Origin of the sequence: Thermogutta terrifontis (assembly GCF_002277955.1) — a bacterium.
GTDB lineage: Bacteria > Planctomycetota > Planctomycetia > Pirellulales > Thermoguttaceae > Thermogutta > Thermogutta terrifontis.
Genome location: NZ_CP018477.1, coordinates 4,330,184 through 4,352,774 on the forward strand (window position 1 = coordinate 4,330,184; position 22,591 = coordinate 4,352,774).

The 22,591-nt window shown below is 57.8% G+C and carries 19 protein-coding genes and 1 tRNA gene; 6 read left to right on the forward strand and 14 right to left on the reverse strand.

From position 1 onward, the window contains the following. Positions 1-2: 2 nt before the first annotated feature. Together THTE_RS16030 and THTE_RS16035 are read right to left on the reverse strand one after the other, a co-directional pair. Positions 3-1,355 carry a sigma-54-dependent transcriptional regulator gene (locus THTE_RS16030; protein WP_095416383.1) on the reverse strand — a complete coding sequence of 451 codons (1,353 nt, stop codon included), beginning with the start codon at positions 1,353-1,355 and terminating at the stop codon, positions 3-5. A gap of 61 nt (positions 1,356-1,416) precedes the next feature. Next, positions 1,417-2,712: a two-component system sensor histidine kinase NtrB gene (locus THTE_RS16035; protein WP_095416384.1), complete on the reverse strand. Its 1,296-nt coding sequence runs from the start codon at positions 2,710-2,712 to the stop codon at positions 1,417-1,419. A gap of 299 nt (positions 2,713-3,011) precedes the next feature. Here THTE_RS16035 and hisN point away from each other — a divergent pair, with 299 nt between their 5' ends. After that, complete coding sequence (gene hisN, locus THTE_RS16040) at positions 3,012-3,809, forward strand: histidinol-phosphatase (RefSeq protein ID WP_095416385.1); 798 nt, start codon at positions 3,012-3,014, stop codon at positions 3,807-3,809. A 24-nt stretch (positions 3,810-3,833) separates the two neighbouring features. Here hisN and THTE_RS16045 read toward each other — a convergent pair whose 3' ends face one another. The 3 genes from THTE_RS16045 to ispD all read right to left on the reverse strand — a co-directional run bounded on the left by THTE_RS16045 (position 3,834) and on the right by ispD (position 6,010). Next, positions 3,834-4,424, reverse strand: a complete 591-nt coding sequence (locus tag THTE_RS16045; RefSeq protein ID WP_095416386.1) for an NAD(P)H-dependent oxidoreductase — start codon at positions 4,422-4,424, stop codon at positions 3,834-3,836. A gap of 193 nt (positions 4,425-4,617) precedes the next feature. After that, positions 4,618-5,097, reverse strand: a complete 480-nt coding sequence (locus THTE_RS16050; protein WP_095416387.1) for an acyl-CoA thioesterase — start codon at positions 5,095-5,097, stop codon at positions 4,618-4,620. Positions 5,098-5,269: 172 nt separating this feature from the next. Next, positions 5,270-6,010: a 2-C-methyl-D-erythritol 4-phosphate cytidylyltransferase gene (ispD, locus tag THTE_RS16055; protein WP_095416388.1), complete on the reverse strand. Its 741-nt coding sequence runs from the start codon at positions 6,008-6,010 to the stop codon at positions 5,270-5,272. A 559-nt stretch (positions 6,011-6,569) separates the two neighbouring features. Between ispD and THTE_RS16065 the strand changes: the two genes are divergently transcribed. Then, a tRNA-Pro gene (locus tag THTE_RS16065) sits at positions 6,570-6,645 on the forward strand. Between the two features lie 308 nt (positions 6,646-6,953). Continuing rightward, positions 6,954-7,610 (forward strand): glycine zipper domain-containing protein, encoded by a 657-nt coding sequence (locus THTE_RS16070; RefSeq protein ID WP_095416390.1) that lies wholly within the window; start codon positions 6,954-6,956, stop codon positions 7,608-7,610. Between the two features lie 265 nt (positions 7,611-7,875). Here the strand turns inward: THTE_RS16070 and THTE_RS16075 are convergent, their stop codons facing one another. Beyond that, entirely contained in the window at positions 7,876-9,123 is a 1,248-nt protein-coding gene (locus tag THTE_RS16075; protein ID WP_168175876.1) for a M16 family metallopeptidase, read from the reverse strand. Beyond that, complete coding sequence (locus THTE_RS16080) at positions 9,104-10,363, reverse strand: M16 family metallopeptidase (protein WP_168175877.1); 1,260 nt, start codon at positions 10,361-10,363, stop codon at positions 9,104-9,106. The genes THTE_RS16075 and THTE_RS16080 overlap by 20 nt, the downstream gene beginning before the upstream one ends. 355 nt (positions 10,364-10,718) lie before the next feature. Here THTE_RS16080 and rnc point away from each other — a divergent pair, with 355 nt between their 5' ends. Together rnc and THTE_RS16090 are read left to right on the forward strand one after the other, a co-directional pair. Beyond that, complete coding sequence (rnc, locus tag THTE_RS16085) at positions 10,719-11,504, forward strand: ribonuclease III (RefSeq protein WP_095416393.1); 786 nt, start codon at positions 10,719-10,721, stop codon at positions 11,502-11,504. 76 nt (positions 11,505-11,580) lie between these two features. After that, positions 11,581-12,579, forward strand: a complete 999-nt coding sequence (locus THTE_RS16090) for a hypothetical protein (RefSeq protein WP_095416394.1) — start codon at positions 11,581-11,583, stop codon at positions 12,577-12,579. A 455-nt stretch (positions 12,580-13,034) separates the two neighbouring features. Here the strand turns inward: THTE_RS16090 and THTE_RS18105 are convergent, their stop codons facing one another. From THTE_RS18105 to THTE_RS16110, 4 genes are all read right to left on the reverse strand, one after another. Beyond that, a complete protein-coding gene (locus THTE_RS18105) occupies positions 13,035-13,250 on the reverse strand; it encodes a hypothetical protein (RefSeq protein ID WP_157732171.1) in 216 nt (71 codons plus the stop codon). 333 nt (positions 13,251-13,583) lie between these two features. Continuing rightward, entirely contained in the window at positions 13,584-14,591 is a 1,008-nt protein-coding gene (locus THTE_RS16100) for a dihydroorotate dehydrogenase-like protein (RefSeq protein ID WP_095416396.1), read from the reverse strand. Positions 14,592-14,630: 39 nt separating this feature from the next. Next, the gene (nifJ, locus tag THTE_RS16105; RefSeq protein ID WP_095416397.1) at positions 14,631-18,209 is read right to left on the reverse strand and encodes a pyruvate:ferredoxin (flavodoxin) oxidoreductase; all 3,579 of its coding nucleotides are present in this window, start codon (positions 18,207-18,209) and stop codon (positions 14,631-14,633) included. A gap of 19 nt (positions 18,210-18,228) precedes the next feature. Next, positions 18,229-18,468 (reverse strand): hypothetical protein, encoded by a 240-nt coding sequence (locus THTE_RS16110; RefSeq protein WP_095416398.1) that lies wholly within the window; start codon positions 18,466-18,468, stop codon positions 18,229-18,231. A 287-nt stretch (positions 18,469-18,755) separates the two neighbouring features. Here THTE_RS16110 and THTE_RS16115 point away from each other — a divergent pair, with 287 nt between their 5' ends. After that, positions 18,756-19,334 carry a peroxiredoxin gene (locus THTE_RS16115; RefSeq protein WP_095416399.1) on the forward strand — a complete coding sequence of 193 codons (579 nt, stop codon included), beginning with the start codon at positions 18,756-18,758 and terminating at the stop codon, positions 19,332-19,334. A 179-nt stretch (positions 19,335-19,513) separates the two neighbouring features. On the opposite strand, the gene THTE_RS16120 is transcribed toward THTE_RS16115, so the two are convergent. The 3 genes from THTE_RS16120 to THTE_RS16130 all read right to left on the reverse strand — a co-directional run bounded on the left by THTE_RS16120 (position 19,514) and on the right by THTE_RS16130 (position 22,534). Then, positions 19,514-21,196 carry a hypothetical protein gene (locus THTE_RS16120; RefSeq protein WP_095416400.1) on the reverse strand — a complete coding sequence of 561 codons (1,683 nt, stop codon included), beginning with the start codon at positions 21,194-21,196 and terminating at the stop codon, positions 19,514-19,516. Between the two features lie 112 nt (positions 21,197-21,308). Further along, positions 21,309-21,890 (reverse strand): hypothetical protein, encoded by a 582-nt coding sequence (locus THTE_RS16125; RefSeq protein ID WP_157732172.1) that lies wholly within the window; start codon positions 21,888-21,890, stop codon positions 21,309-21,311. Positions 21,891-21,916: 26 nt separating this feature from the next. Continuing rightward, on the reverse strand, positions 21,917-22,534 hold the full coding sequence (locus tag THTE_RS16130) for an RNA polymerase sigma factor (protein ID WP_095416402.1): 618 nt from the start codon (positions 22,532-22,534) through the stop codon (positions 21,917-21,919). Between the last annotated feature and the right edge of the window lie 57 nt (positions 22,535-22,591).

Consider the following 22,591-nt stretch of genomic DNA (forward strand, 5'->3'; position numbering starts at 1 on the left):
GGTCACCCCAGGCCGTGTTTGGCCAGCTTATCGCGAAAAGTGGACGGTTTCATTCCCAGGGCCGCCGCGGCCGCTGTCTTGTTGCCGCCTGCTTCTCGCAGGGCTCTCTCCAACAGTTCGCGTTCCGCCTGATTGATGGCCTCTTGAAAATTGGCGATTCCGCCGCGTTCCGAACCGCTCTTGCCAATCTTGGCGGGAAACTGAGCGATTTCAGAACGGAGGAGTTCCGCCGTGATTTCACCGTTGCCAATGAGAAAGACTCTTTCCAATGTGTGGTAAAGCTCCCGGACATTGCCGGGCCAGTCGTGCTCTTGGAGGATCTCCATCGCGCCGGGGCCCACAGTGAATGGCTTGTCCCCCGCAATCTTTTTGAGGAGATGCTCGACAAGCAGGGGAATATCCTCCCGTCTTTCCCGAAGTGGCGGAATGTTGATGCGGAGCACGTCCAAACGGTAGTACAGGTCCTGCCGAAACGTGCCCTGGCTGACTCTCTCGAGCAGGTTTTGCTTGGTGGAGGCAATGATCCGGACATCCGCGTGAATGGGGGTGGTGCCTCCTACCCGTTCGAAAACCTTCTCCTCGATCACCCGGAGCAGCTTGGCCTGTTGATCGAGCGGGATATCGTCCACATCATCCAGGTAGAGCGTGCCTCCCTGGGCGATTTCGAATCGGCCGGGCTTTCGCTGGTCCGCTCCGGTGAACGCACCCTTCTCGTGTCCATACAACTCGCTTTCGATGAGATGTGCGGGGAAAAGCGTGCATCCCACTTTCACGAAGGGGCGGTCGCGGCGATGAGATTTCCGGTGAATCACCTGCGCGATCAAATCCTTGCCCACACCGGTTTCGCCACACAAAAGAACGTTGGCGTCAGTGCGGGTACAGATTTCGATCATCTTCTTGACCCGCGTCATCACCGCCGACTGGCCCACCACAAGCTGATCGATGTCCTCGGTTTCGGGGGCTTCGGCGGGCCGAGATTCCCTTCGCCGACCGCGCTCGCGCTCCAGCCGCGCCAGAACAGGGAACAAATCCTCATTGCGGAATGGTTTGGTGATGAAGTCGTAGGCCCCGAGTTTCATTGACTCCACAGCCAACTGGATGCTGCCGTAGGCCGTCATCATGATCACGTCCGTAGCCGGTGCCTGCTCCCCTTGTTTGACGTAGCGAAGCAGCTCCAAGCCGTCCACTCGGGGCATTTTGACGTCGGCAACGATGACGTCGAAATGCCGTTGCCGCAATTTTTCCAGAGCCTCTTCGCCGTCCGCTGCCGTGTCAACTTCGTAGCCCTGCGCAGCGAGATCATCCGCCAGCGTCACCCGCTTGATCTTCTCGTCGTCCACAATCAGGATCCGCATGGTGGTTTATCAGCCTTCCTAAAGAACAACCGAAACAATCGGAGCAATCGCTTCCGTGAAATCACGTGGGCTTCTTATCCCTGTCACGGTAGGCATTCAATATGACCGTAAAAGTCGTTCCCTGCCCCAGGGTACTCCGGACCTCAATCCTTCCGCCCATTTCCGAGATCAGCATCCGGCACAATCCCAGGCCCAGGCCCGTACCCCCGGAGTCCGCGCGAGTGGTAAAAAACGGTTCAAAAATTTTTTCGAGATTGGCCCGCGGGATACCCACCCCCGTGTCAATTACCTCGATGGCCACCGAATTCATTTGATCGTCGTCCTGCGTGCCCAGCGCCCGGGTGCGGAGGGTCAGTGTTCCGCCATTGGGCATAGCAGCCAAAGCGTTGGTACAGAGATTGAACACCACCTCCTGGATCGTGTACTTGTCTCCCAGCACCGGCGGCACTGGCCGAAGATCCTTTTCCACCCGTATATTCTGCCCAATCCGCGTACCCAGCATGGCGAGGGTGCCTTCGACGGCCGCGTTGACGTCCGTCTTTTCCAAAACCAGGCCGCGAGGCTGCGCAAACGCCTGAACGCGTTTCGCCGTCCGCTCGATCCGTTCCAAGGCTTCCGCCATCATGTTGACGTATTCTGTCAATCGGGGGTCGTTCTTGACGGCCTCACTGATTCTGCGCAGGCAGTTCTGCACTCCATCCAGTGGATTGGCAATCTGGTGCGCAATCCCCGCCACAAGTTGGCCGATTCCCAGCATTTTTTCCTTCTGGCGAAGCTCGGCGTGGGCACGGTCCACGTAACGCCGAATGGAAGTCGTAAAATAGGTTGCCATACCGAGACTGGTCGCCACGGCACAAAATAGGGCCAGCGCTTCCAGGTTGTGAAGTGGAGGCAATTCCTGACCGCCGAACCTGAGCGGAAAGCGGGGAATCAAGTTCAAACTCTCGAAAAAGATAATGGCGCCGATCACCAAAGCCGTTGCCCCCGCCACGATGTAGGGCCGTGCCCCACGCAGGTACATCCCTGCAATGATCATATGAAAGATGTAGTAGATCACGAATGGATTATGGCAAAAATCGGAAAAATAGAGAACCAGCGTCAGGGCCGCGAGGTCGAGCACGATTTGGATAAAAAAGCTATCCTCGGGCCGAAAGCCCCGAAGAGGACTCTCCTCTCGCACAATAAACGCGAGAACTGCATTGTAAAGAAGCATTCCCACCCCCACCGCGTACAGAGGGTAGGGCGTCTGCAGCACCCCGAGTGCGAAATATCCGAGCGTCGTCGCGACGAAAACCGTGGCCGCCGCGATCCAGCGGATGCGAATCAGCCAAATTGCGCCACTCGGGGGAAGTTTCATGGGGTTGATTTACGGAAACAGGGCAATCCAAAAACGCACACCCCGGATGGGTCCTTTCAACGCGTCGATTAATTGCATCTTGTCATGTTAATTCTACTCTAAATCGTTCGCGCCTGGGTCGTAGTCCCAGCAGAGGCGGTCTTCGTCCATAATGGGGACTAATGAGGAAAAAGTTGCCCGCCGGGGGGCCGAGAGCCCGGGCAATCTTCAGCTCCATTCACCGGGCGTCCGTTGCGTGCCTCGACCAGCCACAGCGTTCGGAATTGCGTGTGTAACAAAGCAACTTCAAGGATACCCCGATGGCTACAGCCTCTGACATCCAGCGTCGTCTGCAGTTTGCGATAGAAGCCGCCCGTGCCGCGGGCGAGATCACCCTTCGCTACTTCCGCAACCGAAATTTACTGGTCGAGAGAAAGGCCGACGACTCGCCCGTCACAAGAGCGGACCGCGAGGCAGAATCCTATCTTCGGGAACAAATCCATCAGGCATTTCCCGAAGATGCGGTCATCGGTGAAGAGTGGGGCGACACCGGCGGTAAGAGCGGATTCCGCTGGATCATCGACCCCATTGACGGCACGAAATCGTTCATCCATGGCGTTCCGCTGTACGCCACGCTGATCGGAGTGGAGTACCAGGGACGAGCGGTCCTTGGTGTAGACAGGATCCCCGCCACCGGGGAGTGTGTGTATGCTGCGCGCGGATCGGGCGCCTGGTATCAGCAGGGGGACAATCCGCCCGAGCCCGCCCGAGTTTCGACATGTCGCTCGCTGAGGGAAGCAGCCTGGGTTACGAGTGAGGTGGCCAATTTCACCAAAATCGGCCGACGCGAGGCTTATCATCGTCTTGAAGAGGCAACCCGCCTTTCCCGGACCTGGGGGGACGGTTACGGGTATCTGCTCGTGGCCACCGGACGAGTCGATTTCATGGTCGACCCTCTCATGGAAATCTGGGACGCAGCCGCGATTCAACCCATCATCGAGGAAGCTGGCGGCAGGTTCACGGACTGGGCCGGACAGCCCACGTTCGCGTCAGGCAATGGCGTGGGCAGCAACGGCTGGCTTCACGAGGAAATCCTCAGAATCTTGCGAACTACCTGAAAGTTTGTTTCAGTACGGGTGACGTCAGTCCACCTGCCCCTCGGCGAACATCTCCCGCACGAGAAGCCGCACTTCCTCGAGCCAGACTGTTCGCTGCTCGTGCGTGCTGAGGATAATCGACTCAAAATTTCGGCGGCGAAAATTCGTCACGCCACAGAAGCCAAAGATGCAGTTCTTCCAGAGATTTTCCAGTGGATCGCCGTAGAGCCGCAATTCGTCATCGCGCGGTGTGTTGGACGTCGTGAAGACCAGTGCCCGTTTGCCCGCCAAAAGCCCTTTGACGCCGTCCGCCGCAAAATCATACGCCACCCCCTGCCGGAATACGCGATCGACCCAACCTTTCAAGATCGCCGGAGGCTGTCCCCACCAGTTGGGATGAACAATGACGTAGCCGTCAACTTTCTGGAGTTCCTCGCAATGCCGACGGATTTCCGCTGGAACTTCCGCATCCTTGGGAATTTGTTCAAACGGCAACAGGGGATCAAAATTCTCGCGATAAAGATCGTGATAGATGACTTCGTGGTTGATCTCCTGGAGAGTCTGCGCAGCCGTCGTGGCAATGGCGTGACAGAAACTCCCAACACGTGGATGTCCCAGTACCACGAGCACCTTCATCGCCTCAGTTTCCTCCTCTGTCCCAGGTGATTTTTTCCAGATTTCTTGTCCCCACTCGAGCAGGGCTGCCCGTACAAGTGAGACTTCCTATCCCACGGTCATCCCTGGCGTTTACAACACGGATCCAGTGATCCACGATAAATGCCCGAACCGCCTGGCGGTGAAAACGCCCGGCGGTCCGTTTCTCCGTTCTCTAATCGGGCGGCGAGCGATTCACCCCCGAGCCCGCCGGACATTCGCCGCGTTCCAGCGGCGGTGGATCTTCTGGAGAAATGGTGAAAGCGGCAATGATCTCTGGAGGAATACGGGTCGGCTGCCCGGTCTTGTAATTGACAAACGCCCACAGCGTTTCTGCCCGAGCAAGCAGTTCCCCGTCGCGGCTGCGATAAATCCGGTACTTCCGCCGGGAAGTTACTTTTTTAAAGTCCGCGACCCAGGTTTGCACGACGATTTCATCTCCCAGCCGGGCCGGGGCTAGATACTCGATGGTATGCGACCGCACGACCCAGCCGGCACCCAGCGCCAGGTGCCGGTCGGGCGACCATCCACAGGCCGTGGAATGGGCGACGGCGGCGTCCTGAAGCCACTGCACGTAGGCCACGTTGTTGGCGTGCCCCAGGGCGTCAATTTCCTCCGGTTGAACCAGGTGATGGTGATTAAAAACGGCCGTCATCGCCAACAATGACCCCAAAGAGTACCGGTGCACGTAGTTTAATTACGCCCAAAGGCTGGCTTCGGTTTGCCCCCCATGTGCCCGTTTCTCCCGCGCCGAACGTCCTATCTGCCAATTTTGTTCGGATTTCGCCCCGTTGTAGCGACGCGTGCTTTCGCGGAACACGTTGCGTTCACCGCCACAAATCGTCTCCTGCAAAAGGATGGATGGGTCCCAGTCCTTTCGGTTTCGGCAGCACCTTCAGAATTTCCTCGGCGAGCTTTAGATCGTCTCTAGTGGTGATCTTGATGTTGAGCGACGAGCCCGGCACGACGTGTACTTTCTTTCCCAGCCGCTCCACAAGCTGCGCGTCGTCGGTAGCCGGGAATCCTCCTCGTTTTTCGTAGGCTTCCAGCAACCAATCTCGCCGAAAAACCTGCGGCGTTTGAGCTTCCCATAGTTCTTCCCGGGGCTGCGTTGCGACGATGACTCCCGATTGATCCACACGCTTCAACGTGGCGGTGACAGGCACCGCCAGGATGGCGGCCCCGGTCTGTTGCGCTTTCTGGAAGACGGCATCAATCCACAGTTCACTCAGGCACGGACGGGCGGCATCGTGAACGCAGACGAACTCGGCGTCCGATTTCACGTGGCGGAGGGCGTTGTGCACCGAGTCGGCACGCTCCCGACCTCCTTCGACCACCTGCACACCCAGCAGTGTGATGTCGGCACTGAATCGCGAAAGAAAATCCTCGCGATCGTCAGGCGCCACGGCCACGATGATCTGGATGACGTCCTCCCGCTGAGAAAATCGATGGAGACTGTGGAGCCAGACAGCCCGCCCAGCCAAGGGCGCAAACGGTTTCTTGTAATGTTTGTCCTGAAACCGCGAACTGGCCCCCGCTGCCGGTAAAATGACGGCGAATCGTGCCACAGCAAACTCCCTTCCTCCACGACCTTAAGCAACTTAATCTGGAAAGCCGGATCGATTTCTTCACCATCGGCGGAAACCGGCTTTCTGTCAACGGCGGGAGCCCGGCACCTTATTTCCGTCTGGAGGACCTCATCACCAGGGAGTACCTGAAAACGTGGATCCTCAAAGGACGCGCAGGACGCGGACCTGACAAGCAGGTCCATCCGAAGGCCCCGGGTCCGGGCGGAACCGGGCCCTCCAGTCCATCCCTGGAGGGACGCCTTCCACGGCGTCCGTCGCATGCCGGAGGGGCACGCCTGTCGTGCCCAGCGAATAGGTCAACCTCGGCAAAAGTCAAAAAGCGGACCTGACCAGCAGGTCAACCCGGACCGATTCCCGAACAAAGCCGATTCCAGATCGGCGCTTTGTTCGATGTGCGGGTGAAAAACCGGGCGAAATCTCCTTCGGCGGAGTTGCCAGCCGGGGGGAAATCGGATACAGTAATCATAAGATGAGTGGTTAGATGTGCATGATATGGCCTGCCCTGGGGCGGGGTCGGAGATTCATCCGCGGGAAAGTTCGGGGCGTGGCGCAGCCTGGATTAGCGCGCTTGCTTGGGGTGCAAGAGGTCACCGGTTCGAATCCGGTCGCCCCGACTTGCCGATGCTTTTTCGTGAATACGACGAAACACGGACGTGAGTATTTCACGAACTACCGACCCCGGGTTACAAGCCGCCGAATCTCGCGTCGAAATCTTCGGCGGTTTTAATCTGTGCTCGGCTGCTCGGTTCATCAGGTCAAACAATCTTGACCGGCCCACAGAAATCGCCTATCTTATCGGGCCGTCGTGCCCGCTTGGAAAATTCTCCGGATTTTGCCGATACAAGGACTTGGTAGCGCCAAGATATTGACTACCCTGCAGCACGGATGTCCGCCTGAACGCAGCTTTCAGGAGTCCGCACGGATGACGCAGACCCGCCGTTCCCTGTTCTGGTGGTGTATTGCCGGAGTGGTGCTTCCCGCGTCTCTTGTCACTGCCGGATGTGCCACGACGCATGCTGAGCGGGGAGCCCTTTTCGGCGGACTTCTCGGAGCTGGGACCGGGGCCATCATCGGTAATGCCGCGGGAAACACCCTTGCTGGAACGGCCATAGGGGCTGGCGTGGGAGCTCTCGCCGGATCGGCCATCGGTGACAGCCTCGACGAAATGGAGGCTCAAAATCGTGCCCTGATTGCCCAACAGCTTGGGCGGGAAATCCCGGCGGGCGCTGTCACATTTGATGACGTCATTGCCATGACCAAGGCCGGCGTCGCCGAAGAACTCATCGTCAACCATATTCGCATCAACGGAATGGTTCGTCAGCCAACCACGGATGATATCATCCGGCTACAGAAAGAGGGTGTCAGCGTGAACGTCATCAAAGCGATGCAGGAGCCGCCTTTGCGTCGCCAACCCAGTAATGACCGGCCCATCGTCATTCGCGAGTCAAGCCCTCCGCCGGTCATCATTTATGAGCGCGATCCCTGGTGGTGGGGACCTCCCTGGCCGCATTATCACTACCACTACCGGTATTACCGCCCCCGGCCGGGTGTCAGTTGGGGAATTACCTTCCACAATTGATGCAGCTTTGGAGCTCCCTCCGACACCGAGTCCCACTCCCCGTCTGAGCCACCGTGCGCGCGTCTCGTCTCCGGGTTCTTACTCGGGTGATCTGTCGCACCTACCACTTTCTGCCTGGTAGCGACCCTGGAACCACTTTACGTGAGGCGACTCCGCGCAGATTATGCCGGACAATCCACCACCCCTTCCGCGCGGCTGTGCTGGCTGTGTGAGAGGAGGAAAAATGGAGCGAGCAGTATAACCGAGAATCGTCCACGGTGTATCACTAACCTGTCCTGCGAAACTCCTCGGGTGACATAGGGCCGATGACGTCGGTGGCGTTGCACGTTAGCGGATATTTTTCGGCGATGGCGTTAACCTGTTCCAGGGTCAGTTTCTCAATGATCGCCAAATCATCCTCCAGCGAGCGATACTGCCCCGTGGTCAGGCGCTCGGAGCCTATTGGAAAGAGCCGCGCGGAAGGCCGTTCCGCTGCCAGGGCAAGGCTGGACATGAGTTTGTTTTTAACGCGTTCAAGTTCCTCAGCAGTCACGCCATGTTGCTCGATGGCCGTGTAAACCTCCCGCAACCGCTGCAGGTTTTCCTGAAGAGTGCTGGGATCGCAGCTCATCATCGTCGCGAAAATCCCCGCGTCCTCATAGCCTTCGTAGCTCAGCGAGATGGAGTCCACCCGACCCGGCTCGATAAACTCCCAGTATAGGCGGCTGGATGAGCTTCCCGACACAATAGCCGTCAGTATCTGGGCGGCGAAGCGGTCAGGGCTGTCGGCCGGGGGAGCCTCGGCCAACTGGATGACATATTGCTGAGTGGCGGAGGGCTTTTGGTGCACACGCAGTCCGTAGGCTGGCTCGAGCAACCGTTGCCTAATCCGTTCGCTCTCGATCGGTTCCAGGTAATTGCAATGCTTTTCGGCAAGAGCCACCAATTTGGGGAATTCGACCGCACCAGTCGCTGCAATCACCACATTGCCGGCCGTGTATCGCTGGTAGTAGTAGCTGCGCATTTTCTCAACAGTGAGTCCGGAAATGGACTCGGCAGTACCGATCACGCTCTGCCCGAGGGGATGTCCAGCGAAGAATCTTGCCCGGCACAGATCGTCCACTCCATACGGTGGTTGATCCAGGTACATCGAGATTTCTTCCAGGATCACCTGCTTTTCCAATTCAAAATCTTCCGGTCGCAGAGCGGGGCGAAGAAGCAAGGCGAGCAGCTCGAACGCGCGATCCAGATATTCCGGCAAAAACACCGCGTAATAGACGGTCTCCTCGAACGAGGTGGTGGCGTTGTAAGAGGCCCCGATCTCATCGAACCCGCGATTGATATCCTCGGCCGTGATTTGCCCCGTCCCTTTGAACGCCATGTGCTCGAGAAAATGGCTGACCCCGGCGAGTTCCGGGGGCTCGTCCCGGGAGCCTGCCCGAACAAAAAAGCCCAGGGCAATCGACAGAGCCTGGGGATGGCTTTCACAAATGACTTCCACTCCGTTCCAGAGCTTATGGCTGTAAAAGTTCACTGGGGACCTCCACAGGCCTCGGACCAACTGTCACGACTGTAAAATCTCGGGGCGGATTATCTCGGAGGAATTGGTTGACTTCCTCTGTGGAAAGGGAATCCACGGCCTCCTTGATTTCCTGCATGGAGCGCACCCGACCCAGAAGCGACCAATCCTGGGTGAGCGTGTGGGCCCTTGCCGCGCTGGATTCCTGAAGAAACACAATTCCACTTTTCAATTGCGCCTTGGCGCGATCCAGCTCATCTTTGGTGACGCCCTCCCCGAGGTTCTGAAGCTGTTCCAGCAAAACCTCCAGCGACTCTTCGGCGCGTTCGGAGGTGGTGCCCACATAACAGATCACCCCACCGAATCCCCGGATAACAACATAGTTGGCTCCCACGGCATAACACAGCCCCCGTCTTTCCCGCAGTTCCATGAACAGTCGGGAACTGGAACCACTGCCCAGCATCCCGGCGGCCGCTCGCGCCAAAAAATAATGGTCATCCTCGTAGGGGATACTCCTATAGGCGACCCCGATATGAGTTTGCTGAGAATCAAATGGAACATGGGCCTGGCGCTCGGTGGGCCAGCGTGTTTCCGGTGCAGGGGGCGGAGATCCTTTCCAGTCACCGAGGAGTTCTCCAACCCACGTCACCAATTCGTCCCAGTTGAATCGGCCTGCCACACCAATGACAACCCCGCTGGGCTGGAAGTGCCGCTCCACAAACTCCGCCACCTCTTGCCACGAAATAGCCGCCACGTGGTCAATCACGCCATGGGGCGACCGACTCCAAGGATACGGGAGAAACCGATATCGAAGGGCCTTATTCAACTGGTGTTCCGGATCGTCTTCCTCCGCCTGAATCGTCTGGATGAGCCCCTGACGGGCAGATTCGAGATCCTCTTGAGGAAGACGCGGCTTTCGCAAAACGTCGCTGAAGATCGCCAGGGCGTCCCGCAGATGCTTCGGCCGCATCGCTGCGCTGAGATGGATAAACCGATGTCCCACCGATTCCGACCACACTACGCCCAGGTTCTCCAGGTCTTCCAGAAACGCCCGGGCGTCTCGCGGCCCGGCCCCACGGAGAACCATGTCCGTGGTCAGGCTCGCCAGTCCCTGGCGATCCTCGGGGTCAAACGCGGCCCCCGCCGGAATTGCGATGTCAAAGCCCACCGAACTGAGCCATGGGAGCGGCTCGGCCAAAAGGACCAAACCGTTGTCAAAGCAATGGACCAAGCAGGAAGTACTGGAGGCAGTCACGTGAGGTTTTTTCCTCCAAAATCTTTCACAATGGACGTACACCAAATGCGATCCACCCAGAATCGCGGTAATGTCGCAGGCCGGTTCAAATGATCTGTCGCTGGGTTTTTTACCCAAAAGTTCATTCTAAGCTGCCCAGCTTGGCTGCCGAAGAGCGGGAGTGTCGTAACAAACGCACGGAAACTATAATTTACACTGAAGAGGTAGGCTGCTGGGCTCGTCCCCAACCGAGCCGGCTTAGTTGTCTGAGGAAACTCGGTTGGAGACGAGCTCTACAGCATGTATAAACACCCCCGGCTGGCAGCAGAGAGCCAGCATGAGCGGGAGAGTTGATCAGCTGTAGAGTGGCGGTCTCATGGGAACCTGCGAAAATACCGACGATCCGAGAGTCCGTGCCTGCCAGGAAAAAATCGGCTACTCTTTTTCAAATCCCCGTCTTCTTCAGACGGCCCTGACGCACGCTTCCGGGGCGGAAAGCCGTCTCGAATCGAACGAACGGCTGGAGTTTCTGGGCGACGCCGTGCTGGGGATGGTGGTCTGCGAGCTTCTGTACAAAAGGCTACCCCATCTCACGGAAGGGGAGCTCACACGGTTGAAATCAAGCATCGTCAGCCGATCGCACTGCGCGCACCTGGCTCGACAGTTGGGTTTGGAGGAACTGATCATCATTGGAAAGGGCCTGGCCGGTCAGCCCTACCTTCCCAACTCGCTCCTGGCAGCAGTCTTCGAGGCCATCACGGCAGCCATTTACCTGGACGGAGGACTGGAGGCCGCCAAGCGATTCATTGAACCACTCGTCCTTCCCGAGCTGGAAGCCTTTGTCCGCGACCGAATCGGCGAAAACTACAAATCGGTCCTCCAGCAGATCAGCCAGCGGTCCTTCGGAACCACGCCCGTGTACCTCCTGCTGGAGGAACGGGGACCGGATCACGGCAAACTTTTCAAAATCGCCGCTCAGATTGGTGCCACACGGTATCAGGCTGCCTGGGGAAGAAGCAAGAAAGAAGCCGAACAGCGCGCAGCCTGTAACGCCCTGCATCAGTTGAGAGAACTGCCGCCGCCTTGTTCGGATGAACTTGGTGAGGATGGGATGCCCGTGGTCGGACCGGTTGCTGAGGGAATCGAACGGTTCCTGGAATAAGTGGGCCAGCCGCTCCACAATGGTCATAAATGGTCATAAGGCTGCGTGAAATGATGACTGCGGCGAGGGAAGTTCCATGAAAAAACTTGCGGTGGTGCTCCTGTCGGGTGGGCTGGACAGTACCCTTGCCGCCCGAATTCTGCAACTTCAGGGTTTCGAGGTGATCGGTTTGACGGTGCGTCTCCCGTTTCACCGTTGCGAATCAGCAGCGCTTCAGGCAGCCTGCGAGCTTCAAATCCCATTGGCAATGCGGGAGGTCGGGGAAGACTACATGGAGGTCCTACGTTATCCCCGGCATGGCTACGGAAAGGGGGCCAATCCCTGCCTGGATTGCCGGACATATATGCTGCGAATGGCCCGACAACTCATGGAAGAGCTCGACGGGATGCTGGTGGCCACCGGGGAAGTCCTCGGTCAGCGGCCGATGAGTCAAAAACGTCCCCATCTGGGAATCACAGCGCATGAATCAGGGCTCCAGGACCGCCTTCTTCGACCGCTTTCCGCCAAATGCCTGCCGCCAACATGGCCCGAGCGGGAAGGCTACGTGGATCGCGAAAAACTGTATGCTTTTACCGGCCGAAGCCGCAAACCGCTTTGGGCGCTAGCCAAGCAATTGGGCCTCAAGGATATCCCCGAGTCCGGTCCTGGCTGTTCGCTCACCGATGTGCAATTCGCCCCCAAGGTTTTCGACCTTCTGGACCATGATCCACGAGCATCGCTGTGGGACTGTGAACTCCTCACCCTGGGACGCCACCTTCGGCTGGATGATCGCACGAAACTCGTCATCGGGCGAAACGAGACGCAAAACCTTCGGCTCCGCCGTCTTTTTGCGAGAGGACTGCGACAAGACTGCGCGCTTGTAACTCCCATCAATTTTGTCGGTCCGGACGCCATCCTTGTCGGCGACGTCTCCGAATCCCAGTGGGAAAAAGCCGTCCAGATCATCCTTCGCTACGTGCGTCGCGAACTTCCCCCTCTCGTCGAGGTCGAGATATGCACCAGAGGTGAAGTCTTCCGTCGTCAGTTCCCACGTCCCGTGCCAAAGAATTCGACATCTCCGGATCAAGCGTTGTGATCGCAAAAAAAGCGTCAACACTGGCGGAAGTTCGGTAAAGACGGGGCGTCACTTGCCCTATCGACAGGTTGACACATCCCCATTTTCCCTTTGTCAATCGGAACGCGGAGGTCCACAGGGACACGTGGGGGAGCGGAATTCAGCCCGGAGGAACCTCTTGGCAGGTCCACATTCCAACCTTTGGACGGCCTATTTCAGCCGCCCCGCCCTCACTGCTGGGTTGATTTTCTGGTTCTACGGTAGGGGCAATTCATGAATTGCCTCTACGACACCTTGTCCCCGCGGCATCTCATGGTTTTTACACAAGTGGGAATGGTTCAGGTGGGCAGGTTCTTGACGCCGGTGATCGAAGCGAGAGGAGTCAAAAAGTTAGGGACGCCCACCATCCTGGAGGCGTCCCTTTCTCGTCGTTGTACTCGAAAGAGCTGTCGCCGAGCTGCGTCCGTCGCGGATTCTCACGGAGTAGCCGGCGGGGTTTCCGCCACCGGCGCCGGCGCCGGTGCAGGCGCCTTCTTCACCGCGGCCTTCTTCTTGGCCGTCTTCTTCACCGCCTTCTTCGCGGTCTTCTTCGCTGCCTTCTTAGCTGCCTTCTTCGCCGGCTTCTTTACCGGCTTCTTGGCGGCTTTCTTGGCAGCCTTCTTCGCCGCCTTCTTCGCGACTTTCTTGGCCACCTGTCGGTCCTCCTTTTAAAGACCTGCGGCGTCGAGAGGGTGGAACCCTTGCCACGTTTTCAACCACTCTCGCACGCCAAACCACCCAAACACTACCACACAACCACGTGCCGGTTCCGTCACCTGCTGACATGGACTGGTGTTCATCGTCAGCGGCCCATCCGTCCGAGCCACCTTCAAGCCGCTGTCACCGAATCAACCAGTCCCTTCATTATTAATTGTTATTATCGTAACGTCTTCTTTGAAAAGTGCAAGCTGAGTGAATGAAAAAACGTGTCGAGTTTTTCCGCTCGACACGTTTCACTGCCCACACCAACCAACAAGCCGCAAGTTTCAGATGGGTACTCCTGTGAACGACGTGATGGCCTTCATGTAGTTTCCGCGTTCGAACACTTCGGGATTCGGGCAGTTCTTGTGGCTCATGCTGCCTTTCATTTGCTCCACGGATTCATATTCCTGCTCCTCCATCCACTGCTCGATCTGCTGGAGAAACGTCTTGATACAGCCAAACCCCTGCTTGTAGAGCACCGAAGCCAGCATGACCACATCGGCCCCTGCCAGAACAGACTTGATCACCGCCTCTGCCGAATGTACCCCGCCGGTGAGGGCCAGAGAAGCGTTGACCTTACCGTAAAGAATGGCGATCCAGCGCAATGGCAGCAGCAACTCAAACTCGGTGCTTAGCACCAGATGCGGTTTCGTTTCCAGTGTATCCAGACGGATATCTGGCTGGAGAAACCTGTTGAAAAGGACCAACCCGCGTGCACCGGCGTCCACCAGTTGTCTCGCAAAATGCCCCACCGAGCTGAAATAAGGACCGATTTTCACCGCCACGGGTATCGTGACCGAGGAAGCCACGGCTTTGACGAGACTGAGATACTGGGCCTCCACTTCGGCTCCGGAACGCTCCAGATCGGCGGCCACGAAGTAGATGTTCAGCTCGATCGCGTCGGCGCCAGCCTCCTGGAACAGCTTGGCGTACCGGATCCAGGAGCCCTCGCTCGTCCCATTCAGACTGGCAATCACGGGGATAGAAAGGCACCGTTTGGCGGTGCGAATCCGGTCGAGATATTCGTCCGTTCCCAACCGATACTCTTCCGGTTCGGGAAAATAGGAGAGGGCCTCCGCAAAGCTATCGGTACCGAACTCGTGGACGCGGGCGAGATTTTCCTCCTCTGCCAAAATCTGTTCCTCAAACAGGGATGGCAGCACAATGGCCGCTGCCCCGGCATCTTCCAGCCGTCTCTGGTTATCGAGAGATTCCGTGAGCGGGCAGGCCGCGGCCACGATCGGGTTTTTCAATTCCAACCCCAAATAACGCGTACGTAGATCGACACTCATGTTCAGTTCCTCCGCTGGGTTCCTTCGCTGGATGCATCCTCACTCGCCATCACCGCCGGAAACTGCCCCGGAACGGGCAAGGGCCGCGCTGAGATTCTCATACAGCGCATACCGGAAATTGATGTCTTCCTGGCCAAGCTGGAACAATTGCTCGGCACGCTCGGGCTTCGAGCGACTCAAAATGGCAAACCGAGCCTGTTTGAGCGCGAAGTCCTTGAAGGCCCCCTTGGGTGGGCGACTGTCCACGTGGAGCGGCTGCTCTTTGTCACGCGGATCGTAATGGTAGAGCGGCCAGTAACCGCACGCCACCGCTTCCTTCTGGTACTCCATGCCTTTGGCCATATCGATCCCCCACCCGATGCAGTGCGAGAGGGCGATGATGAGCGACGGCCCGCGGAATGACTCCGCCGCCCGAATGACCTTGATCGCGTGCAGCGGATTGGCACCCAGCGAAATCTGGCCGACGAAAACATTTCCGTACGACATCGCAATCAGACCGAGGTCTTTCTTGCGGCTCGGTTTTCCCGCCGCTGCGAATTTGGCCACTGCTCCTCGGAAAGTGGCCTTCGACGCCTGGCCGCCGGTGTTGGAATAGACCTCCGTATCCAGCACAAGGAGGTTGATATCCCGACCGGAAGCCAGCACATGATCGAGGCCGCCAAAACCAATGTCATAGGCCCATCCGTCTCCACCGAAGCTCCAGATGCTGCGGCGGATCAGATAATCTGCCGAGGCGATCAGATTCGCCGCATCATCACCTGGAATCTGGGCCAGCTTCTTCTTGAGTTCGGCCACCAGTTGCCGCTGCTTGGCAATCTGCTCGTCTGTCTCCTGAGGATTATTCAAAAGCTCAGTAACCAGGTTGTCACCAATCTGAGGGGCGAGCTTCTTAAGAAGCCCTGTGGCGTAATCAATCTGCTGATCGACGGCCAACCGCATGCCGAAGCCAAACTCGGCCGCGTCCTCAAACAGGGAATTGTTCCAGGTGGGGCCCCGGCCCTCGTGGTTGGTCGTGTACGGGGTGCAGGGCAAATTCCCACCGTAGATCGAGGAGCACCCCGTCGCATTGGCAATCATCATGCGGTCCCCGAAAAACTGAGTGATGAGCTTGATATACGGGGTTTCGCCGCAACCGGCACAGGCGCCGGAGAATTCAAACAGCGGCAGCAAAAGCTGCGAGCCTTTGACCGTATCGACCGCCACCTTGCTACGTTCGATATCCGGGATGCGGAGGAAGAAATCGAAGCATGCCCGCTCCCGTTCCAGATGGTCCAGCTTGAACAGCATGTCGATCGCCTTGTGCTTCGCCACCTCCTTATCACGGACGGGGCACACCTCCACACACAGACCGCAACCGGTGCAATCATCCGGGGCAACCTGCACCGTCATGTAATAACCCGGATATTCCTTACCCCGCCACGGAGCCGACTTGAAGCCCTCGGGAGCCTTTTCGAGAATCGCCGGCTCGTAAACTTTCATCCGAATGGCTGCATGCGGGCAGACCAGTGAGCACAGCCCGCACTGGATGCAAATCTTCGGATCCCAGATGGGAATCTCCAGGGCAATGCTCCGCTTTTCGTATTTCGTCGTCCCCGTGGGGAACGTCCCGTCCACCGGCAGGGCACTCACCGGCAATTCGTCGCCGCGGTAGGCGATCATGGGCCCCAGCACGTTCTTGACGAATTCCGGAGCGTCCTCTGGCACCGGCGGCAGCATGTGAATCTTGGAGGTCACCTGGTTGGGGTACTTCACTTCCTGGAGCGACTCCAAAGCTTTATCCACTGCTGCAAAGTTTTTCTCAATGATCGCCGAGCCACCCTTCTTGCCGTAGGTGTCGACGATCATGTCCTTAATCTCCTTAATGGCCTGTTCCACCGGAATGATGTTGGCCAGCTTGAAGAAACAGGTCTGCATGACTGTGTTGATACGCACACCGAGACCTGTTTCCTTCGCCACGCGGTAGGCATCCACCACGTAAAACTTCAGTTTTTTGTCGATGATCTGCTTCTGGACCTCGGCGGGCAGATGGTCCCATACTTCATCAGCCGAGAATGGACTGTTGAGGAGAAAGGTCGCTCCCTCTTCCGCGGCCGCCAGAACGTCAATCCGTTCCAGGAAGTGGAACTGATGGCACGCCACAAAATTAGCCTTGTTGATGAGATATGATCCCTTAATCGGCCGGGGACTGAAGCGGACGTGGGAGATCGTCATCGATCCCGCTTTGCGGGAGTCATACACGAAGTAACCTTGGGCGTAGAAGGGGGTATTCTCGCCGATAATTTTGACCGAGCTCCGGTTTGCTGAGACGGTCCCGTCGCTCCCCAGCCCGTAAAACAGGGCCCGCACCACGTCCGGCGGCTCAATGGACAAGTTCGGATCGTAATCCAGACTCAAATGGGTAACATCGTCTTTGATACCGACTGTGAAATGCCGCTTGGGCTGAGGCTTCTTCAACTCGTCAAAGACCGCCAGCGCCATGGCGGGGTTGAACTCTTTGGAGGACAGACCGTACCGACCTCCGATAACAAGCGGTGTCGGTGCGCCCGGGGCATGCTCCGCCCATTTCTCAGCGAGAGCCGCCACCACGTCGATGTAAAGGGGCTCGCCAATCGCTCCAGGTTCCTTGGTCCGATCCAGGACCGCGATTCGGCGGACCGTGGTGGGAAGCGCCCGGACGAACGCTTCCGCATCAAACGGGCGATACAACCGAACTTTCACCAATCCCACCTTTTCGCCCCGCTCGACGAGATAATCGACGGCTTCTTCCACCACGCCGGTTCCGGACGCCATCGCCACGATCACGCGTTCCGCATCCGGCGCCCCCACATAGTCGAACAGGTGATACTGACGTCCAAAAAGCTGCGCGAATTTGTCCATCGCCTTTTGGACGATGGCAGGGGTCTTCATATAGAACGGATTGCACGCCTCACGTGACTGGAAGAAGACGTCCGGATTTTGGGCCGTTCCCCGCAAAACGGGCTTCTCAGGAGACATGGCCCGTTGCCGGTGTGCCCGCACCAGTTCCATATCGATCATCTTCCGCACGTCATCATCGCTGAGCTGTTCGATCTTGGCCACCTCGTGAGACGTGCGAAAACCATCGTAAAAGTGGATGAACGGCACGCGGGCTTCCAGCGTCGCCGCATAAGCGATGAGGGCCAGGTCCTGTGCCTCTTGAACCGATGCCGACGCCAGCAGTGCCCAGCCGGTGCTGCGGCAAGCCATCACGTCGCTATGGTCCCCAAAGATGGAGAGGGCATGGGTGGCGACGGTGCGAGCGGTCACATGGAATACTGCCGGAGTGAGTTCCCCAGCGATCTTGAACAAATTGGGGATCATCAACAAAAGCCCCTGTGAGGCCGTGAAGGTCGACGACAGTGCTCCCCCTTGCAGGGCCCCATGACAGGCTCCCGCGGCACCCGCCTCACTCTGCATCTCCACAACCTGGGGCACGGCACCGAAGATATTCTTTCGGCCAGCAGCCGCCCAGGCATCCGGTAACTCACCCAGCGTGGAGGATGGCGTGATCGGATAAATCGCCATCACTTCCGAGCAAAGATGAGCAATATTGGCGGTCGCCTCATTTCCCTCAACAGTTACGAAACGCTTCTCGGCCACGGCTCAATCTCCTCTTGATCTATGCCAAATACGGCGGCAAAACTTCTTGACCCAGTCCAGTGATTACGAGCAATCCGAGACCACGAACAAGCCCATAGCCACGGCCCACAATCGCCCCGAGAGTCTTCCGAGAATGGTCCGTCAAGGTCCCCATCGCGCGGCAGACTCGCTGATACCGACCACCCGGCCGGTCGCTCGGAAAAGCCAGGACATCAACGATCAGGTTGGCAGAAATTGCCATTCCCCTGAGATCGCACATCTCCCTGATCTCGTTTCACTCCCGGAAGCCCAAACCGTAAGCCTAACGATTTCTGCCAGTCGTTGCAAGTTGCGTCGGATCACCGGTTTTCGAAACCGGCCCGGTTTCAGCCGTCCATCGCAATTTCGTTAGCAGTTGTCACCAGCTTACAGTCGATCCGTACCTGGCCCTGAACAGCGTTCCCCGTATAATTTCACTGCTCGGTTATGACAATTTTGTCTAACGCAATTGCGACATACAATTTTCGACCGGAACAATGTTTTGACCCAGTAAACAGGAGCATCCCCATGAAGTCCCTTGTACTCACCAAATTGACCGCCATCGCCTCGGTGTTGGGTTCGTCGCTACTCGGTGTGTTCGCCGGCCAAAAACCCGAGCAACGAGTTGAGCTTCGGGTGGGGGATGAAGCTCCAGACTTCAAACTTCCCGGGAGCGACGGCAAAACGTATCGTCTTTCCGAATTCCGTAACAAAAAGATCGTCGTCCTCGCCTGGTTCCCCAAGGCCTTCACGCCCGGTTGCACCCGTGAGTGCCGCGCTTTCGCCCAGCAAGCAGACGCGTTTTCAGGACTGCCAGTGGCATATTTTACAGTCAGTGTTGATACGCCCGAGGATAACAAACGGTTCGCCGAATCCCTCAAGGCCCAATATCCCATTCTCAGTGATCCGACTCGGGAAACAGCCCTCGCCTATGGCGTTCTCACCAATCCTCAGGGATTCGCTCAACGATGGACCTTTATTATCGGTCCGGATGGAAAGATTCTTCACATTGACAAGCAGGTCAAGGTGGACACACACGCCCGGGATGTTGCCGATTGGATCCGCAACTGGCTGCAACAGCACCCGGAGTGGAAACCCCAGGAGTGAGCCGTTTGCAACCCCAGCGATAGCCCCTGCCGTATTCGGTACCACCTCTTTGCCGGCGTATCAGAAAGTTCACTGATCCACAAACTTAACAACTCAGCCCCGGGGCGTTTGACCCGGGGCTGAGCCATTAGCGGCCACTCGGCCATCGGCCGGTTTCAACTCAACTCGGACGAGTTCCTTCACGGATGAAGGTTTTGCGTGACGGTGGGATCGGGATGCCGCACCATCCGGCCAACGCGCATCAGACGCAAATCCGCTTCCCAGACCACCTCAGCGGATTGTCCACTTGTCGTCGCCCGAGCTGTAACAAGCTCCTCCCGATCATTCTGGTGGAGGTACTCTTTGATTTGCTGCACCCGCTTGTTCTTCGGATTCAACTGGGCGCACACGTCCGTCATTTTCTCGATCGAGGCCCTCATTTCAAATGACGGGGCTGCCTGCTCGCCTTGAGCGACACAGTCGTCGATCGCACGTTTCAGCATCGCCACCGCGTTCTTTCCAATAGCCACACCGGCGTATCCATTTGCAGCCGTAAAAGCCACCTCCAGCTTATCGCCGATGAGGGCCTTCTGCTCGGGCTTGAGCTTATCGCCCAAATCGATCTCCATGAAATGGATGACGGCATCCCCATGGCGAGCGTAGTCGGGGGTCACCGTGATCCTCTCAAACAACTTGGGAAACCTTGCCCGAGCGGATTCCACAAGGTGCCCCACAAATTCCTCCGCCGCATGTGAATTGCCGACGAACTTGGCACCCACAAGTGTGAGTTGATCCGGCTTGGCCACCAGGGTCACAGCGCCCTCATACCGGCCCTGGTGGACCCAGTCATCGGCAATCCGAAGCCACTCTTCGAAGAGCTCTCGTACCAGATTGGCATCCTCCGCCTTGTGAATCCCTTTTTCGATTACCCGTTCCATTTCGGCGCGCAGCGCCTGACCAATTTTCTCCAACTCCTCTTCAGGCGGCGTCGGGAAAGTGGACGCCCACCCGGCAGAAAAGACCGCATCCGGCCAGTGCCGCAGGGCGACGAGTGGACTCGTCACGTTCTGCTGCCCCGCAAAATACCGCGCGAGATTTGTATTGGGCAGGGCAACGCAACGGCACACGCATCGCACCTTCTGGTTTTCCCGATCCACCTGCCAGCCGACGATGACTTCCTGAGTCTCCACCGTTGCCGCTGATGCCACCGCAAGAATCTGAGGAACAACTGTCGCTGCCAGGGGATGCCGTTGATCCTCACGGCGTGCCTTGTCCTTGACCTTTTCCACCCAGGCCCCCAACCGCGTACCGAAGCTGGCCAAAACTTGCGGTACATTAATTCGGACTCCCACGTCCCATTGAGGATCAAAGCCTTCTAACCACGGTTCAGGCGAAGCCGGCACCCGCGACACAGCCGCTTGCTTCTCACTCACATATACCCAGCCCGCACCTAAATTGGCATAAAGTTCCTTCCCCAAAAACGTGAATTTGACGACGCCGCCTTCCTTCTCCTCGATGTCGCCGATCCAGGGTTCGACCACCCCGTGGAGCGCATGGACGTCCGTTGTCGGTACAGCCGCCACCCAAACCACGCGATCTCCCCCCAGCGACACAGCAGCCAAACCAAGGGGCCGGGAGTCATCCAAACCATTTTTCGCGAGCGTTTCCATTCGCTCCAACAGCCATCCCATGGCCCGGGTGGCTGCATCTTCCTCAGTCCCAAGGATTTCCTGAACAACCTTCATATCCGCCCGGCATTCCCGTAACGGGGCAATCCGAACCACCGCCAGCGGTTCTGCTGCCTGCGCGATCTGTGCTAACAACAGCAGTCCCGTCAGACCCCACACAAACTTCCACAGACTCCAATCTCGCAGCAACCTCATGGCAACCTCCACGTAACAGACAGCCGACACTTGGACCGCCCATCACCAGTCCCGGCACGCCGCGCTCAGGACCGCGGGCCCAGAATTCCACAGTCAAACCATCCGAAGCCTCTCACGGTGTCCGCTGTTCACCGGTCCGAATTTGAGCCACCAGATTGAGAGGCAGTTGGTTTTTAAGCATCTCACTCGCGATCAGAAGGTCCCGGTCCAGTCCGGCCCAGCGACCCGATTCAAGCTGAGTCAATTGAGTTTGCAACTGCTGAACCGTCCGATCCGGTGTACTCACAATGACAGCCAGTGACCGATCCGGAAAAAGCCCGATCTCCCTCGAATTGCCGTGAATCACGGCCTCGGGTGGGTTTTCCGTTTGGCCGCTCATCTTCTTCGCCACTTGTTCTGTTTTAGGCCCGACCATGAAGGGAAATCCACCGTGCCTAGCGGACGTCACCGCCAAAACCGCCAGCACGACTGCCACCGCACACCCGGCCAACGCCAATCTCACACGCAACCGCTGCCGTGAAAACAACCAGCGCGCTGTTCGGTTTCCGCCGACCGCTCCAATCCGCGCGACCTGCCGCAGAATTCTCTGATGGAGTTCCTGCGAAAACTCCGGTCGCTCCTCCTGGGCGGCTGCTGCCAACAGCCCAGCCAACCATTCCTCCTCGTGATGATTACGATGTCGAGCCTGTCTCATGGTGTACACCGATCGTCATCGATGGGTTACAAAACCCGCCTGTTGTTTACCTGACGACTGGGTTGTTCCTCTCGGTCCTCAAACGTGGCCGTGAACTCCTGAAGATGGGGGAGCAGAATCTTTCTCGCTCGGCAAAGAATCGTCTTCACGGCCCCCTCTGACTTCCGGACAATAACGCCGATCTCCCGAGCGCTCATCTGTTCCACGTAAAATAGCCACACGACCGTAAATTGAAGCGGAGTCAGCACACTCTGGACCCGGTCCCAAAGTCGATCGCGCTGCTCCTCATTTTCCATGCCCGTTCCATAACGCGCCTGCTGAACCGTGGGCACGCTACCCTCTGTCAGCGACTGCCACTGGCGCCGCCGCAGAACGTTGAGCGCCACCCGATAGGCCACTGTGAAAATCCACGGCCGAAATTCAGCCCCTTCCCGAAACGACCAAAGCTTCTTGAACGCCCGCAGAAATGTTTCCTGCGTCAGATCCTCGGCATCCTGGTGAACTCCGCATTTTCGCTGCAGAAAATGTCGAATGGGCACCTGGTACCGACGTGCAAGCTCGCCGAAGCTGCGCGTGCAGCCCCGCTTGGCTCGCTGCACGAGCTCCTCGTCGGTCAGCAATCGAAGTGACTCATCACCACTCATCGAAAGAACTTTGAACCAAATTCGACCTCCGCACGCCTCCGTTTCTCAATTGGACCA